This window comes from Serratia sp. DFXYC6, assembly GCF_057196085.1.
Window position 1 is genome coordinate 90488 of sequence record NZ_JBXUNV010000005.1, and the last position, 16451, is coordinate 106938.

General features: G+C 63.3%; 13 protein-coding genes. 9 read left to right on the plus strand and 4 right to left on the minus strand.

What is annotated here, in order from left to right; translation table 11 throughout:
• Positions 1-21 precede the first annotated feature (21 nt).
• Both AC2CGQ_RS21480 and sodA read right to left on the minus strand, forming a co-directional pair.
• Positions 22-1950 carry a methyl-accepting chemotaxis protein gene (locus AC2CGQ_RS21480; RefSeq protein ID WP_166444717.1) on the minus strand — a complete coding sequence of 643 codons (1929 nt, stop codon included), beginning with the start codon at positions 1948-1950 and terminating at the stop codon, positions 22-24.
• A 125-nt stretch (positions 1951-2075) separates the two neighbouring features.
• Positions 2076-2696 carry a superoxide dismutase [Mn] gene (sodA, locus tag AC2CGQ_RS21485; RefSeq protein WP_004934003.1) on the minus strand — a complete coding sequence of 207 codons (621 nt, stop codon included), beginning with the start codon at positions 2694-2696 and terminating at the stop codon, positions 2076-2078.
• 416 nt (positions 2697-3112) lie between these two features.
• On the opposite strand from sodA, the gene fdnG reads away from it, so the two are divergent.
• From fdnG to selB, 8 genes are all read left to right on the plus strand, one after another.
• Positions 3113-6160 (plus strand): formate dehydrogenase-N subunit alpha, encoded by a 3048-nt coding sequence (fdnG, locus tag AC2CGQ_RS21490; RefSeq protein WP_103086119.1) that lies wholly within the window; start codon positions 3113-3115, stop codon positions 6158-6160.
• Between the two features lie 12 nt (positions 6161-6172).
• Positions 6173-7075, plus strand: a complete 903-nt coding sequence (fdxH, locus tag AC2CGQ_RS21495) for a formate dehydrogenase subunit beta (protein WP_004934014.1) — start codon at positions 6173-6175, stop codon at positions 7073-7075.
• Positions 7072-7707, plus strand: a complete 636-nt coding sequence (fdoI, locus tag AC2CGQ_RS21500) for a formate dehydrogenase cytochrome b556 subunit (RefSeq protein ID WP_004934017.1) — start codon at positions 7072-7074, stop codon at positions 7705-7707. The genes fdxH and fdoI overlap by 4 nt, the downstream gene beginning before the upstream one ends.
• A complete protein-coding gene (gene fdhE / locus AC2CGQ_RS21505) occupies positions 7707-8636 on the plus strand; it encodes a formate dehydrogenase accessory protein FdhE (RefSeq protein WP_004934019.1) in 930 nt (309 codons plus the stop codon). Before fdoI ends, fdhE begins: the two co-directional genes overlap by 1 nt.
• Positions 8637-8750: 114 nt before the next feature.
• A complete protein-coding gene (locus tag AC2CGQ_RS21510; RefSeq protein WP_004934023.1) occupies positions 8751-9401 on the plus strand; it encodes a DcrB/PsbP domain-containing protein in 651 nt (216 codons plus the stop codon).
• 35 nt (positions 9402-9436) lie between these two features.
• Positions 9437-10042: a glutathione S-transferase gene (locus tag AC2CGQ_RS21515; RefSeq protein ID WP_088381114.1), complete on the plus strand. Its 606-nt coding sequence runs from the start codon at positions 9437-9439 to the stop codon at positions 10040-10042.
• Positions 10043-10108: 66 nt separating this feature from the next.
• Positions 10109-11503: an L-seryl-tRNA(Sec) selenium transferase gene (gene selA / locus AC2CGQ_RS21520; RefSeq protein ID WP_076741168.1), complete on the plus strand. Its 1395-nt coding sequence runs from the start codon at positions 10109-10111 to the stop codon at positions 11501-11503.
• Positions 11500-13356 carry a selenocysteine-specific translation elongation factor gene (gene selB, locus AC2CGQ_RS21525; RefSeq protein WP_160125834.1) on the plus strand — a complete coding sequence of 619 codons (1857 nt, stop codon included), beginning with the start codon at positions 11500-11502 and terminating at the stop codon, positions 13354-13356. The genes selA and selB overlap by 4 nt, the downstream gene beginning before the upstream one ends.
• Here the strand turns inward: selB and AC2CGQ_RS21530 are convergent.
• The gene (locus AC2CGQ_RS21530) at positions 13346-14257 is read right to left on the minus strand and encodes a LysR family transcriptional regulator (protein WP_015376176.1); all 912 of its coding nucleotides are present in this window, start codon (positions 14255-14257) and stop codon (positions 13346-13348) included. The two genes, selB and AC2CGQ_RS21530, sit on opposite strands and share 11 nt — an antisense overlap.
• A gap of 121 nt (positions 14258-14378) precedes the next feature.
• On the opposite strand from AC2CGQ_RS21530, the gene AC2CGQ_RS21535 reads away from it, so the two are divergent.
• Complete coding sequence (locus AC2CGQ_RS21535; RefSeq protein ID WP_015376177.1) at positions 14379-15005, plus strand: LysE family translocator; 627 nt, start codon at positions 14379-14381, stop codon at positions 15003-15005.
• 53 nt (positions 15006-15058) lie between these two features.
• Here the strand turns inward: AC2CGQ_RS21535 and AC2CGQ_RS21540 are convergent, their stop codons facing one another.
• Positions 15059-16306 (minus strand): MFS transporter, encoded by a 1248-nt coding sequence (locus AC2CGQ_RS21540; RefSeq protein WP_004934040.1) that lies wholly within the window; start codon positions 16304-16306, stop codon positions 15059-15061.
• Positions 16307-16451: the final 145 nt, after the last annotated feature.

Sequence of the window (16451 nt, forward strand, 5' to 3'; positions counted from 1 at the left end):
GATATTCCTCGCCTGATGGCGTCAGAAGGTGGTCCAGTTCTCTTCCGCTGCGGCGTTGGCGGCCGCGGGTTTTACGGCCGGCGCTTTCGGCGCGGCGGCTTTCACGGCGGCGGGTTCGGTCTGCTCCGCCAAACGGAACACCGAAACGCTCTGCAACAGCATGTCGGCCTGCTCTTCCAGCGAATCGGCGGCGGCGGCGGACTCTTCCACCAGCGCGGCGTTCTGCTGAGTGGTATGGTCCATTTCGACGATCGCCTGGCCAATCTGGGCGATGCCGCGCGTCTGTTCATCGGAGGCGGCGGCGATCTCGGCCATGATGTCGCGCACGTGGGTGACCGAGCGGACGATCTGCTCCATGGTATTGCCGGTGCTTTCCACCAGTTCGGTGCCGGTTTTCACCCGGCTGACCGATTCGGCGATCAGCCCTTCGATCTCCTTCGCCGCTTGGGCGCTGCGGCTCGCCAGGCTGCGCACTTCGCTGGCGACCACCGAGAAGCCGCGTCCCTGTTCGCCGGCGCGCGCTGCTTCCACCGCGGCGTTGAGCGCCAGGATGTTGGTCTGGAAGGCAATGCCGTTGATCAGGGTAGTAATTTCGGCGATACGCTGCGAACTGCTGGAAATATCGCGCATGGTGCTGACCACGTTCTCCACCAGCTTGCCGCCCTGTTGCGCGGTCTGCGAGGCGTCGGTGGCCAGCTGATTGGCATGATGGGCGTTGTCGGCGTTCTGTTTCACCGTGGCGGTCAGCTGTTCCATGCTGGCGGCGGTTTCCTCGACCGCCGCCGCCTGCTGCTCGGTGCGGGAAGAGAGATCGGTGTTGCCGGCGGCGATTTCCGCGGAGGCGGTGGAGACCTGGCTGACCCCCATCTGGATCTTCTCAATCATGGTGCGCAGATTTTGGCTCATCGCCGCCACCGCGTTCAGCAACTGCCCCAACTCATCGCGGCGGGTGCTGGTCTGCGCCTGGCGCAGATCACCGCCGGCGATGCGTTCCGCCATCGCCAGCGTACTTTGCAGCGGACGGGTGATCTGCAGCGTGATGCGCCAGGCGATAAGCACTCCGGCGATAATCGCGATCAGGGTGGTGATGCTCATCTGCAGCTGCGCCAGGTTGATGTTGCTGCGCGTCTGCGCCAGTTCGTCCTGCATAAAGGCGTTCACCAGCGTGCCGATCTCATGCGCGCGTTCGCCGAGCTGCCGGCTGATTTGCTGCTCGTGCTCATAGGCCGGCAGGTAGGCCGCAATGCGGTTTTTGTAATCGTCCAGGGCGGCCAGCAGCGGTTGCAGCTGCGGGCGCTGCGCGTCGCTGACCCGGCGGCTCAGGGCGTTGGCCGCGTCGCGCGCGTCATCGATGGCCGCCATCAGCGGCGCTTCGGTTTCCTTGTTCAGGCTCAGCAGCAGGCCGCGCGCGCCGTAGCGCACCTGGGTCAGCTTCTGGTTCAGTTGGATGAAGGCCAGTTGCAGATCGCCGTTGGTCAGCTGGCGCTCCACCTGGCTCAGGCTGGCCTGCACTTCCGACATGTTCCAGCTCTGGCGCACGGCGTCTTTCGCCGAGACCGCTTGCTCAAAGACTTTTTGCTGCTGCTGATATTCCCCGATCAGCGTCACCAGACGCTGCAGATCCTTGCGGCTTTGGGCGTCCCAGTCCAGCGCCTGCCCCTGATCTATCAGTTTGACGGCGTTATCGATATTGGCGCGGTTGTTCTGCAGATACTCCGGCTGGTAGGTCTGGCCGTACATGGCGCGGTTGTATTTGGCCTGGTTGATCTCCTCGTTCAGCCGGTTGCTGAAGTCGATGCGATCGGCGCGGGATTCGATGATGTGCAGGTATTGCGCCCCGGTGCCGGCGATGACGACCGCCAACAGTAGCAACAGCGCGAAGCCGAGACCGAGCTTTTTACCTACGGTGAGATGGGTGAACTTTCCTGCCAATGCTTGCAATGCCGCCATAGCGTTTTTCCTTCTCCGGGCGAACGTCAATTGAACAAACCATCGGCAGGAAGTGGTCAAACTTTAGCGGATTTCAGGCAAAAAAATACCCGCCGGCGGCGGGCATCTTCATCAACGGGAGCGAATTACTTCTTCGCGGCGAAGCGCGCGGCGGCTTCATCCCAGTTGACCACGTTCCAGAACGCCTTGATGTAGTCAGGGCGTTTGTTCTGATATTTCAGGTAGTAAGCGTGTTCCCACACGTCCAGGCCGATGATTGGGAAACCGGAAGCGCCGGCGACGGCTTCGCCCATCAGCGGGCTGTCCTGGTTGGCGGTAGACACTACGGCCAGCTTGCCGTCTTTCAGCACCAGCCAGGCCCAACCGGAACCGAAGCGGGTGGCTGCGGCTTTCTCGAACTCTTCCTGGAATTTCTCAACGCTGCCGAAATCGCGCTCGATGGCCGCTTTCAGATCGCCGCCCAGCGTGGTGCCGGTTTTCAGGTTTTTCCAGAAGAAGCTGTGGTTGGCGTGGCCGCCGGCGTTGTTGCGCATGAAGGTGCGTTTGTCGGCAGGCACTTTATCCAGATCCTGGATCAGCTCTTCAACGCTGTATTTGGCCAGCTCAGGGTAGGCTTCCAGCACGGTGTTGGCGTTGTTGACGTAGGTCTGGTGGTGTTTGGTGTGATGGATTTCCATCGTCTGCTTGTCGAAATGCGGTTCCAGTGCGTCGTAAGCGTAAGGCAGGGATGGCAGTGAATAACTCATAATCATCATCTCCAGTGGTGTATGGGCGGCGCAAAGGGCGAGCACCGCGTAAGCAGTCGGATCATTATAGTTAATTAAATGATATTGAAAATGATTATCAATGCCCTGTGAACTGTGTGGTTAATGAACAAATCGTTGCGTTAACATGCTGATAGAAGAGGGCGCTGGGGTGCCGCGTCGAACCGCCGCCCCGGCGCGTTGGTTACTCTCTATACTGTAGGGAGCGCCAACGCCGAAATGTATCGAAATGTGCCAATGCGTTCACTGAATGAGCACGAGTGTGTAACAACCACAAGCACGCTGTGGTAATATGGCCGGCGTTCGTAGCAAGCATAACAACAGTGACATTCGCGTTTGCCGCGCTAGCGGGCAGGCGCATTTGAACAATGTGACAATCGAGAGTAAAGGAGACCCCCATGCAGGTCAGCAGAAGGCAGTTCTTTAAGATCTGCGCTGGCGGTATGGCAGGAACGACGGTGGCCGCGCTGGGCTTTGCCCCCGAAGTGGCGTTGGCGGAAACCCGGCAGTACAAACTGCTGCGCGCCCGCGAGACCCGTAATACCTGTACGTATTGTTCCGTCGGCTGTGGGCTGTTGATGTACAGCCTTGGTGATGGCGCCAAAAACGCCAAAGAAAGCATTTTCCATATCGAAGGGGATCCGGATCACCCGGTAAACCGCGGCGCGCTTTGCCCGAAAGGCGCCGGCCTGGTTGACTTCATCCACAGCGAAAGCCGCCTCAAGTACCCGGAATACCGGGCGCCAGGGTCGGACAAATGGCAGCGCATCAGCTGGGACGACGCCTTTACCCGCATCGCCAAGCTGGTGAAGGAAGACCGTGACGCCAACTTCATCAAAACCAACGACCAGGGCGTTACCGTCAACCGCTGGCTGACCACCGGCATGCTGTGCGCCTCGGCCGCCAGCAACGAAACCGGTTTTCTGTCGCAAAAATTTAGTCGCGCTCTCGGCATGCTTGCCGTAGACAACCAGGCGCGTGTCTGACACGGACCAACGGTAGCAAGTCTTGCTCCAACATTTGGTCGCGGTGCGATGACCAACCACTGGGTTGATATCAAGAACGCGAATTTGATTATCGTCATGGGCGGTAATGCGGCGGAAGCGCATCCGGTGGGGTTCCGCTGGGCGATGGAAGCCAAAATACACAACAATGCCAAGCTGATCGTGATCGATCCGCGCTTTACCCGAACCGCATCGGTGGCGGACTTCTACACGCCGATCCGCTCCGGGACCGACATCGCTTTCCTGTCGGGCGTGTTGCTGTATCTGATGACTAACAACAAATTTAACCGCGAATACGTCGAGGCCTACACCAACGCCAGCCTGCTGGTGCGGGAAGACTTTGCCTTCGAAGACGGCTTGTTCAGCGGCTACGACGCGGAAAACCGCAAGTACGACAAAACCACCTGGAACTACCAGTTCGACGAGAACGGCTTCGCCAAGCGCGACGTCACGCTGCAGGATCCGCGCTGCGTGTGGAACCTGCTGAAGCAGCACGTGAGCCGCTACACGCCTGACGTGGTGAGCAACATCTGCGGCACGCCGAAGGACGATTTCCTCAAGGTGTGCGAATACATCGCCGAAACCTGCGTGGCGGATAAGACCGCGTCGTTCCTGTACGCCCTGGGCTGGACTCAGCACTCGGTCGGCGCACAGAACATCCGCACCATGGCGATGATCCAGCTGCTGCTCGGCAACATGGGCATGGCGGGCGGCGGCGTCAACGCGCTGCGCGGCCACTCCAACATCCAGGGGCTGACCGATCTCGGCCTGCTGTCGCAGAGCTTGCCGGGCTACCTGACGCTGCCGTCGGAGAAACAGACCGATCTCGAGACCTACCTGAAGGCTAACACGCCGAAGGCGCTGCTGCCGGGCCAGGTGAACTACTGGGGCAACTACCCGAAATTCTTCGTCAGCATGATGAAGACCTTCTACGGCGACAAGGCGCAGAAGGACAACAGCTGGGGCTTTGACTGGTTGCCGAAGTGGGACAAAGGCTACGACGTGCTGCAGTACTTCGAGATGATGGCGCAGGGCAAGGTCAACGGCTACTTCTGCCAGGGCTTTAACCCGGTAGCGTCGTTCCCGAACAAAAACAAGGTGGTGGCTTCACTGTCCAAGCTGAAGTTCCTGGTGACCATCGATCCGTTGAACACCGAGACCTCCAACTTCTGGCAGAACCACGGCGAGTTCAACGAAGTGGATCCGTCGCAGATCCAGACCGAAGTGTTCCGCCTGCCGTCTACCTGCTTCGCCGAAGAGAACGGCTCGATCGTCAACTCCGGCCGCTGGCTGCAGTGGCACTGGAAAGGCGCGGACGCCCCGGGTGAAGCGCTGAACGACGGCGAGATCCTGGCGGGCATCTTCAGCCGCCTGCGCGAGATGTATGCGCGCGACGGTGGCGCGGTGCCTGAGCAGGTGCTGAACATGACCTGGGACTACCTGACGCCGGACAACCCGGCGCCGGAAGAGGTGGCGCAGGAGAACAACGGCAAGGCGCTGGCGGATCTGCTGGATGCCGACGGCAAAGTGCTGGTGAAAAAAGGCGAACTGCTCAGCTCGTTCGCGCAATTGCGCGACGACGGCACCACCGCCAGCGGCTGCTGGATCTTCGCCGGCAGCTGGACGCCGGCCGGCAACCAGATGGCGCGGCGCGACAACGCCGATCCGTCCGGCCTCGGCAATACGCTGGGCTGGGCCTGGGCATGGCCGCTCAACCGCCGCATTCTGTACAACCGCGCCTCGGCGGATCCGCAGGGTAAACCGTGGGATCCGAAACGCCAGCTGTTGGAGTGGGACGGCGCCAAGTGGGTCGGGGCCGATATCCCGGACTACAGCACCGCCGCGCCGGGCAGCGACGTCGGGCCGTTCATCATGCAGCCGGAAGGCATGGGCCGCCTGTTCGCCACCGACAAGATGGCGGAAGGGCCGTTCCCTGAACACTACGAGCCGTTCGAAACGCCGCTCGGCACCAACCCGCTGCACCCGAACGTGGTGTCCAACCCGGCGGCGCGCGTGTTCAAGGACGATCTGGCGGCGATGGGCAAATCCGACAAGTTCCCTTACGTCGGCACCACCTATCGTCTGACCGAGCACTTCCACTACTGGACCAAGCACGCGCGACTGAACGCCATCGCCCAGCCGGAACAGTTCGTGGAAATCGGCGAAAAGCTGGCGGAGAAGAAGGGCATCAAGCAGGGCGATACCGTGAAAGTCAGCTCCAACCGTGGCTACATCAAGGCCAAGGCGGTGGTGACCAAGCGTATTCGCACGCTGCAGGTGCACGGCCAGGAAGTCGACACCATCGGCATCCCGATCCACTGGGGTTACGAAGGGGTGGCGAAGAAAGGCTTTATCGCCAACACGCTGACGCCGTTCGTCGGCGACGCCAATACGCAAACGCCGGAGTTCAAGGCGTTCCTGGTCAACGTGGAAAAGGTGTAACGGAGACGAATTATGGCCATGCAATCTCAAGACATCATTCGTAAATCCGCCACCAATGGTTTCACGCCGGCGCCGCGCGCCCGTGACCACCAGGAAGAAGTGGCCAAACTGATCGATGTCACCACCTGTATCGGCTGCAAGGCCTGTCAGGTGGCCTGTTCCGAATGGAACGACATCCGCGACGAAGTGGGACACAACGTCGGGGTGTACGATAACCCCGCCGATCTGACCGCCAAGTCGTGGACGGTGATGCGCTTCTCCGAGGTGGAGGAAAACGGCAAGCTGGAATGGCTGATCCGCAAGGACGGCTGCATGCACTGCGCCGATCCGGGCTGCCTGAAGGCCTGCCCGTCGGAAGGCGCGATCATTCAGTACGCCAACGGCATCGTCGACTTCCAGTCCGAGCACTGCATCGGCTGCGGCTACTGCATCGCCGGCTGCCCGTTCGACGTGCCGCGCATGAACAAGGACGACAACCGGGTGTACAAGTGCACCCTGTGCGTCGACCGCGTGGACGTCGGCCAGGAACCGGCCTGCGTGAAAACCTGCCCGACCGGCGCGATTCACTTCGGCACCAAGGAAGCGATGAAGCAGGTGGCGGCGGATCGCGTCAGCGAGCTGAATACCCGCGGTTACCAGAACGCCGGTCTGTACGATCCGGCGGGGGTGGGCGGCACGCACGTGATGTACGTGTTGCACCACGCCGACAAACCGCAGCTGTACCACGGTTTGCCGGACAACCCGAGCATCAGCCCGGCGGTGACCTTCTGGAAGGGCGTGTGGAAACCCCTGGCGGCCATCGGCTTTGCCGCCACCTTCGCGGCCAGCGTGTTCCACTATGTCGGCGTCGGGCCTAACCGCGTCGAAGATGAGGACGAGCACGACGAGTCGCACGACGAGGAGACGCGCAAATGAGAAAGGAAAAGCCCATTCAGCGTTACAGCGCGCCGGAGCGCATCAACCACTGGATCGTGGCGTTCTGCTTCGTGTTCGCCGCCATCAGCGGGCTGGGGTTCTTCTTCCCCTCCTTCAACTGGCTGATGAACATCTTCGGGACGCCGCAGCTGGCGCGCATTCTGCACCCGTTTGTCGGGGTGATCATGTTCGCCGCGTTCCTGCTGATGTTCCTGCGCTACTGGAAGCACAACCTGATCAACCGGGAAGATATCGTCTGGGCCAAGAACATCCACAAAATCGCCATGAACGAGGAAGTGGGTGATACCGGGCGCTATAATTTCGGCCAGAAGTGCGTGTTCTGGGCGGCGATTATCAGCCTGGTGCTGCTGCTGGCCAGCGGCGTGGTGATCTGGCGGCCGTATTTTGCGCCGTCGTTCTCCATTCCGCTGATCCGCATCGCGCTGCTGGTACATTCGCTGGCCGCGGTCGGCCTTATCATCGTGATTATGGTGCACATTTACGCCGCATTGTGGGTAAAAGGCACCATTACCGCGATGGTGGAAGGCTGGGTGCCGGCGGCCTGGGCCAAGAAACATCATCCGCGCTGGTACCGTGAGGTCCGCGAGAAACGACAGGAAGATAAACCCTGATGAGTATCCGCATCGTTCCTAAAGAGCAGTTAGGGGCACAGCGTGAGAAGTCCACAACGGCGGAGAACATCCCGCCGTTACTTTTCGCCAACCTGAAAAGCCTGTACAGCCGCCGCGCCGAACGTCTGCGTCAGCTGGCGGTCGACAACCCGCTGGGTGACTACCTGAACTTTGCCGCCGAGCTGGCGCAGGCGCAGCAGCATGCGCTGCACGATAACCCGCTGGCGCTCGATCTTAGCGAAGCGTTGGCGCAGGGCGCCGCCAGCGGCAAACCGCCGCTCGATCTGAGCGTGTTCCCGCGCAGCGAGCACTGGCGCAAGCTGTTGACATCGCTGATCGCCGAGCTGCGCCCGCAGGCGCCGGAGCACATTCTGGCGGTGCTGGACAACCTGGAGAAGGCCTCAGCGCACGAGCTGGAGCTGATGGCCGACGCCTTGCTCAACCGCGAGTTTGGCAAGGTGGGCAGCGAGAAGGCGCCGTTCCTCTGGGCCGCGCTGTCGCTCTATTGGGCGCAGATGGCCAGCCTGATCCCCGGCAAGGCGCGCGCCGAATACGGCGAGCAGCGCCAGTTCTGCCCGGTGTGCGGCAGCATCCCGGTCTCCAGCATGGTGCACATCGGCACCGTCAACGGCCTGCGCTACCTGCACTGCAACCTGTGCGAAAGCGAATGGCACGTGGTGCGGGTGAAGTGCAGCAACTGCGAGCAGACTCGCGATCTCAACTACTGGTCGCTGGACAGCGAGCAGGCGGCGGTGAAGGCGGAGAGCTGCGGCGACTGCGGCACTTACCTGAAGATCCTCTATCAGGAAAAAGACCCGCAGGTCGAAGCGGTGGCCGACGATCTGGCTTCGCTGGTGCTGGATGCCCGTATGGAAGAAGAAGGCTTCGGCCGCAGCAGCATCAATCCGTTCCTGTTCCCGGCGGAGTAACCGCCCGGCCCCGTTCGCGCGGGGCCGGATGAGCAATTTCAGAACGGGCTTCTGGCAATCGCCCGGGCGAGTTGCTACGTTTAGGCCATAACGCGCCAAGCGAAAGGAACCACGATGTTAAACACCCTGGCAAAACTGACCGCGGTCGCCGTGTTGGCGGTTGGACTGGCGGCCTGCGACAACAAAGACGACACCAAACCGGCGGTGCCGCCGCCGGACACCAAGCCGACCGTGACGCAGCCCGCGCCACCGCCGCCGCCTGCGCCGGTAGAAACCCCGCCCGCGCCGCCGGGGCTGAACGTGTCGCTGCAGAAGGGCAAGATCACCTTCGAGCTGCCGCCGGGCTTTAGCGATCAAACGCTGAACAGCGGCATCATCAACGACAGCACCTCCACCATTCAGCGCTTCCTTGACGGCAAGTCGCGCCAGAGCGCGGTCTCGTCCGAAGTGATCCCGCCGGACGGCATGAAGCTCAACACCAGCGACAAAATGCTGAAAGAGCTGACGCAGAGCGCCATCACGGTGCTGGCCGAGCGCTATCAGAATATCCAGACCACCAAAGAAGAGAACTTCAGCGTCGGCAAACAGAAGTTTCGCCGGGTGGATACCGAACAGACCGTCAACGGGCAAAAGGTGGTCTCCACCCTGGTGTTGACGGTGTTCAACAAGCGGGTGGTGACGTTGCAAATGCTGTCGCCGGCCAAAACGCCGGAAGTGCATCAGGCGCTGGTGCAGCGGATTATCGATACCCTGGCGGTGAAGTAAGGACGCCGCAGCCAGGACGAAGCGGAGGAGACCGGATGAAGCTTATCGGTAGTTACACCAGCCCCTTTGTGCGCAAGATTTCCGTGATGCTGCTGGAGAAGGGGATTGCGTTCGAGTTCGTCAACGATCCGCCGTATGAGCCCGGCAGCCGGGTGAAGGAGTTGAACCCGCTCGCCAAGGTGCCGGTGCTGATCGCCGATGACGGCGAGGTGTTTTACGACTCGCCGGTGGTGGCCGAATACCTCGAGCTGCTGGCGGTGGAGCCGGCGTTTTTGCCGGCCGAACGCTCCGCCGCGTTGCGCGTCCGGCAGGTGGCGGCGTTGGCGGACGGCGTGACCGAAGCGGCGGCGACGCTGTTCCGTGAAAGCCGGCGCGCGCCGGAAAAACAGGACGAAAGCTGGATGCTGCGTCAGCGCGACAAGCTGACGCAGGGCCTGGACGCCCTGGAGGCGCTGGCGCGGGAAAAAACGTGGCTCAATGCCGAGCGGCTGACGCTGGCGGATATCGCCACCGGCTGCGCGCTGGGCTACCTCAATTTCCGCCGCATCCTGCCCAACTGGTGCGTCGAGCGCCCGGCGCTGGTCAAACTGGCCGAACGCCTGTTCGCCCGCGAAAGCTTCGCCCGCACGGCGCCGCCCTGAGTTTTTTCTCCCCGCCGCGGCGGGGTTTTGCTATGCCGATACGTTTAAACTGAAAACCGAGCGACCATGAGCACTGAATCCCACCTTCTTTACAGCCAACTGCCCGCCATCGACCGCCTGCTGCGTGAACCCGCGATTGAACCGCTGGTGGCGCAGCATGGCCAGACGCTGATCGGCGAACTGCTGCGCCGGCTGCAGGCCCAGGCGCGCGACGCGATCAAACAACGGCAACGCTTGCCGGCCTGGTGCGGCGACTGGCCGCAGGCGCTACGGGACGAGCTGGCCCGGCAGCAACGCCCGGCTTTGTTGCCGGTGTTCAACCTCAGCGGCACCGTGCTGCACACCAACCTCGGGCGCGCCCTGCTGGCGCAGCCGGTGAAGGATGCGGTGAACGCGGTGATGGGGGAGGCGGTGACGCTGGAGTACGATCTGGACGGCGCCGGGCGTGGCCATCGCGATCGGGCGGTGGCGAGTCTGCTGTGTCGGCTGACCGGCGCGGAAGACGCCTGCATCGTCAATAACAACGCGGCGGCGGTGCTGCTGATGCTGGCGGCGATCGCCCCCGGCAAAGAGGTGGTGGTGTCGCGCGGCGAGCTGGTGGAAATCGGCGGCGCGTTCCGCATTCCCGACGTGATGCGCCAGGCCGGCTGTCAATTGGTCGAGGTCGGCACCACCAACCGCACCCATCTGAAGGATTACCGCCAGGCCATCAACGAGCAGACTGGCTTGTTAATGAAAGTGCACACCAGCAACTACAGCATTCAGGGCTTTACCGCGGCGGTCGACGAGGCCGAACTGGCGCAGCTCGGGGCCGAACAGGGCGTGCCGACCGCCACCGATCTGGGCAGCGGCTCGCTGATCGATATGGCGCAGTACGGCCTGCCCGCCGAACCGATGCCGCAGCGGCTGCTGGCCGCCGGCGTCGATCTGGTGACGTTCTCCGGCGATAAGCTGCTGGGCGGCCCGCAGGCTGGCATCATCGTCGGCAAAAAGGCGCTGATCGCGCGTTTGCAGCAGCACCCGCTCAAACGCGCGCTGCGCGTCGGCAAGCTGACGCTGGCGGCTCTGGAGGCCACGCTGCGGCTCTATCTGCAGCCGGAAAAACTGGCTGAGCAGCTGCCGACGCTGCGGCTGCTGACCCGCCCGCAGCAGGAGATGCAACAGACGGCCGAGCGGCTGCTGACGGCGCTGACGCCACGGTTCACCGCCGATTTCGAGCTGCGCGCCGAACCATGCTGGTCACAGATTGGCAGCGGTTCGCTGCCGGTGGATCGCCTGCCCAGCTATGCCCTGACCTTCACGCCGCGCGACGGCCGCGGTGCCACGCTGGAAGCGCTGGCCGAACGCTGGCGCCGTCTGCCGCAGCCGGTGATCGGCCGCCTCGGCGACGGCCGGCTGTGGCTGGATCTGCGCTGTCTGGAACAGGAAGGGGCGCTGATCGCAGCGCTGAGCGCATCATGATCATCGCCACCGCCGGCCATGTCGATCATGGCAAAACCACCCTGCTGCAGGCGATCTCCGGGATCAACGCGGATCGCCTGCCGGAAGAAAAGCGCCGCGGCATGACCATCGATCTGGGTTACGCCTACTGGCCGCAGCCGGACGGCCGGGTGCTGGGCTTTATCGACGTGCCCGGCCACGAGAAATTCCTCGCCAACATGCTGGCGGGCGTCGGCGGCATCGATCATGCGTTGCTGGTGGTGGCCTGCGACGACGGCGTGATGGCGCAAACCCGCGAGCATCTGGCGATCCTGCGCCTGAGCGGGCGCCCGGCGCTGACGGTGGCGCTGACCAAGGCCGACCGGGTGGACGCGGCGCGTATCGATGAGGTGCGCGGTCAGGTGCGCGACGAGCTGGCGGGCCAGGGCTGGCCCGATGCGCCGCTGTTCGTGACCGCGGCGGTGGCGGGTGAGGGCATCGAGGCGCTGCGCGCGCATTTGCTGGCGTTGTCGCCCGCTGAACATGCGCTGACGCGCCGTTTTCGCCTGGCGGTAGACCGCGCGTTCAGCGTCAAAGGGGCGGGGCTGGTGGTGACCGGCACCGCGCTCGGCGGCCGGGTGAAGGTGGGGGATACGCTGTGGCTGACCGGCGCCGACGCGCCGGTGCGGGTGCGCGGCCTGCATGCCCAGAATCAGACCGTGGAGCAGGCGCAGGCCGGGCAGCGCATTGCGCTTAACATCAGCGGCGATGTCGATAAAGAGCGGGTCGCGCGCGGCGATTGGCTGCTGGCGCAGCGTCCGCACGAAGCGGCGGAACGCATTCTGGTGGCGCTGGAGACGGATCGGCCGATCCGCCATTGGCAGCCGCTGCATCTGCACCATGCCGCCAGCCACATCACCGGGCGCATTTCGTTGCTGAACGACGGGCTGGCGGAACTGATCCTCGATCGTCCGCTGTGGTTGGCGCAGAACGATCGGCTGGTGCTGCGCGATATCGGCGCGCGGCAAACGCTGGGCGCGGCTCGGGTGCTCAGGCTGAATGCGCCCAAGCGCGGCAAGCGTCAGCCGGACTATCTGGCATGGCTGCAGGCCCTGGCGCTGGCGCAGGACGATGCGCAGGCGCTGGCGCTTGAATTGCCGCACGGCGCGCTGTCACTGGCAGCGTTCGCCTGGGCGCGTCAATTGACGGACGATGGCCTGGACGAGCTGCTGGCGAACCGCGATCTGCTGATCGTCGGTGACCGGGCGCTGGCGCAGGATCAGGTGCAACAGGCGGAAAGCCGCCTGCTGCAGGTGCTGGCGGAGTACCACCAACAGCACGCCGATCAGCTGGGCTTAGGGCGCGCCCGCCTGCGGCGCATGGCCCTGCCTCAGCAGCCGGAAACGCTGGTGTTTATGATGATCGATCGGCTGCAGCGGGCCGGCGCGCTGCGCAATACGCGCGGCTGGCTGCACCTGCCGGAACATGGCCTGGCGTTCAGCGCCGAAGAGGCGCCGCTGTGGGCGCGCATCGAACCGCTGTTCGGCGACGAGCCGTGGTGGGTGCGCGATCTGGCGAGCGAGCTGGGCGAAGAGGAGAGCCGGGTGCGCGCGCTGCTGCGCAAGGCGGCCCAGCTGGGCCATGTGACGGCGGTGGTGGTGGATCGCTACTACCTCAGCCGACGCATCGATCAGTTCGCGGCGCTGATCCGCGAGCTGGATGCGGAGCGCGGGGGCGCCAACGCCGCCGATTTCCGCGATCGGCTCGGCGTCGGGCGCAAGCTGGCGATCCAGGTGTTGGAGTTCTTCGATCGCAGCGGCTTTACCCGCCGCAAGGGCAACGAGCATCTGCTGCGCGACGGCGGGTTGTTCGGTAGCGAGTCCCCTACCCGATAAACCTGACGGCGGCCCGGCTGACGTCGGGCGTTTGGGCGGTGAGAAACGCCTGTAAACGTTCGATCAGCGGCCGTTTTGCCGATTCTTCCGGCCATACCAGATAGTAACCGTCGCCGGTGCGCACGGCGACGTCACAAGGCAGCACCAATAATCCCTCCTCAATCGTCCGCAGGCTCAGCGCCAGATCGCCGATCGAGACGCCGTGCCCGGCAATGGCCGCCGCGTTGCCCTGTTCCAGCGAATCAAATACCTGGCCGCGCATGAGATCGATCGGGGCCGCGATGCCGCTTTTCTGCAGCCAGCGCCGCCAGTCGCGCCGATCGGGCGACGGGTGGATCAGCGGGCAGGCGGCGAGATCCCGCTGCCCGTCGGCGAGCAGCGCGGGGGCGCAAATCGGGATCAGCCATTCGTCGAACAGCTTGGCGGCGGCGGTATTGGCGCCAAAATGGCCGTTGCCGAGCAGGATGGCGCAGTCGTAGGGTTCGCTGAAAAAATCCACGCTGTCGATGTCCATCCAGACGCTGGCTGCCTGCACCTCGAACGCCTGCGCCGTTTGCCGGAACCGGCTCAGGCAGTCCAGCAGCCAGCGCAGGGTCAGGGTGGAGGGCGCCTTCAGCCGCAGCAGATCGCGGTGGCTTCTGAACAGCTCGCAGGCTTGCTCGATGCGGCCAAACCCTTGCTGCAGCTCGGCGGCGAAGATTTTCCCCTGCGGCGTGACCTCGATACGCGGGCCGTTGCGCTGGAACAGCCGGCAGCCGAAGTGCTGCTCCAGCGTTTTGATGTGCTTGCTGACCGCGCTCGGGGTGAGATGCAGCTCCTCGGCGGCCAGCGTGAACGAGCCGGTGCGGGCGGCGCTTTCGAAGGCGCGCAGGGCGTAAAGCGGCGGAAGGGAACTGGCCATCGCGGCGTCTCTAATAATGAGTCTGATTCACAGTAAACGACAGGATTACTCCTTTTTCAAGGCGGGGGCGGCGGCATGATAATGGCGCGACGCCAACTGACTGAATGTGAGTGAAATAAAGATGAACCTGTCGTTGCTGGCGGCGTATTTCGCCGCCATTTTGTTGCTGATCGCCACGCCGGGGCCGGTGGTGGTGATGGTGGCCAACACCGCGGCGCGCTTTGGCGCCCGGCGTGCGCTGTTGACCGCGCTGGGCAGCAACGGAGCCTCCTTGTTGCTGATCGGCGTCGCCGCGCTGATTATCACCGGGCTGTTCGCCGTGGATATGCGCTTGCTGCAGTGGATAGGCCTGCTGGGTTGCCTGTTTATTGGCCGTATGGCGATCGTCTCGCTGTATGAGGATTTATCCGCGCGAGCCCCCGATGCGCAGCCCGTTGCGCCGCCGCAAAAACGCTCGGCGATCCTGAACGGTTTTCTGGTGGGCATCGCCAACCCCAAAGACATTATCTTCTTCGTCGCCTTTTTCCCGCAGTTCATCGCCGTCACCCCCTCGATCGGCGCCAGCCTGACGCTGCTGACCGCGCTGTGGGTGCTGGCGGACTTCGCCATTTTGCTGACCTATATCACCCTGCTGTCGGGAACGGCGCTGCAGCGCGCGCGGCGGGCGATCTCTGTCCTGTCGGCGTTGCTGTTGTTGGCGGTGGCGGTGGTGGGAACGGGGTATGCACTGTGGGGGTTGCTCGGCTGAAGCCGCATAAAAAACGCCGGTCGGGAAACCGGACCGGCGTTTTATCGTCGCGTTTACGCCGCGCCGTTCGGCTGCGGCGTGGGGTCGCCGTTGCGGCGTTTGCCGAGGAACAGCGCCACCAGCGTCAGCCAGCACAGGCCGCTGATGAGGTTGAACAGGTTGAACAGCCCGCTGCCGCCCCAGACGTAGGCGACCTTGGCCAGCTCGATGCCGACGGTGAATACCATCATGCTCAGCATGCCCATAGTGGCCGACACTGTGCCCTTGCTGACGTTGCTGGAGAACAGCGTCAGGCGGTACAGCCCGGCGTTGGCCAGGCCAATGCCGAAGGCGTACAGACTCAGGCCGGCGGTCATCCACAGGTAGGCGTGGCTGGAGAACTGGGTCGCCAGCGCGGCGATCAGCAGCCCTAGCAGCATCGGGCCCGCGCCCAGCTTGATCAGGCGCTCCACGCTGTTCTTGCCGGTCAGGCGCGCCAGCGTCAGGTTGCCGAGGATCAGCGCGCCGAACACCGGGATCTGCAGCAGGCCGTAGTCCAACGTCGACAGCGACTCGCCGCTGATCAGGATCACCGGCGACTGGGCGATCCAGGCCAGCAGCGGCAGGCTGGCGAAACCGATCGCCAGGGCGCCGCACAGGAAGCGGCGGTTGCCCAGCACCTGGCGGTAGTCGCGCCACAGGTTGGCGGCGGAAAACGCCTCGCCCTGCAGCGTGGCGGTTTCCGGCATCGCTTTCCACAGGCCGTAGAAGGCGATGGCCGCCAGCGCCGCAAACAGCACAAACATGCTCTGCCACGGCGCGACGTGGATCAACGCCGCACCGGCCAGCGGCCCGAGCAGCGGGGCGATCAGCGCCACGTTAGCCATCAGGGCGGTGATTTTGATGCACACCGCCTCCTCGAACGACTCCTGGATGGTGGCGTAGCCGACCGCGCCGATAAAGCACAGGCCGATGCCCTGCAGGAAACGCATGGCGATAAACTGCTCGATGGTGGTGACCAGCAGGATCGCCAGGCAGGAGACGATGAAGAACGCCACCCCGGCCAGCATCACCGGGCGACGGCCGCGACGATCCGACAGCGGCCCGAGCAGCCACTGCAGGAAAATGCCGCCGGCCAGATAGGCGGTCATTGAGGTGGGCACCCACTCTTCGCCGGCGTTGAAATCCGCCACGACGGCCAGCATGCCCGGCTGAATCATATCGTTGCCGATATAGGTGGCGAACTCGAACAGCACCAGACAAAGAGGGAATAAAAGCGCCTGCCGGCCCAAACGTGCCGCAGGTGGTAATGTCGTTTTCATATTATTGTACTGATAGTAAAAGAGAAAAAGGAACTGCCAGGGCGGGAAGCGCAAACTGAGCGAGTTGTGGCGGCTATTTTGCCGCCAATTGTTCACCTTCGCAATCATAAGGTGTTGTTTAAGTGCATTCTGATATTTCGCTTTT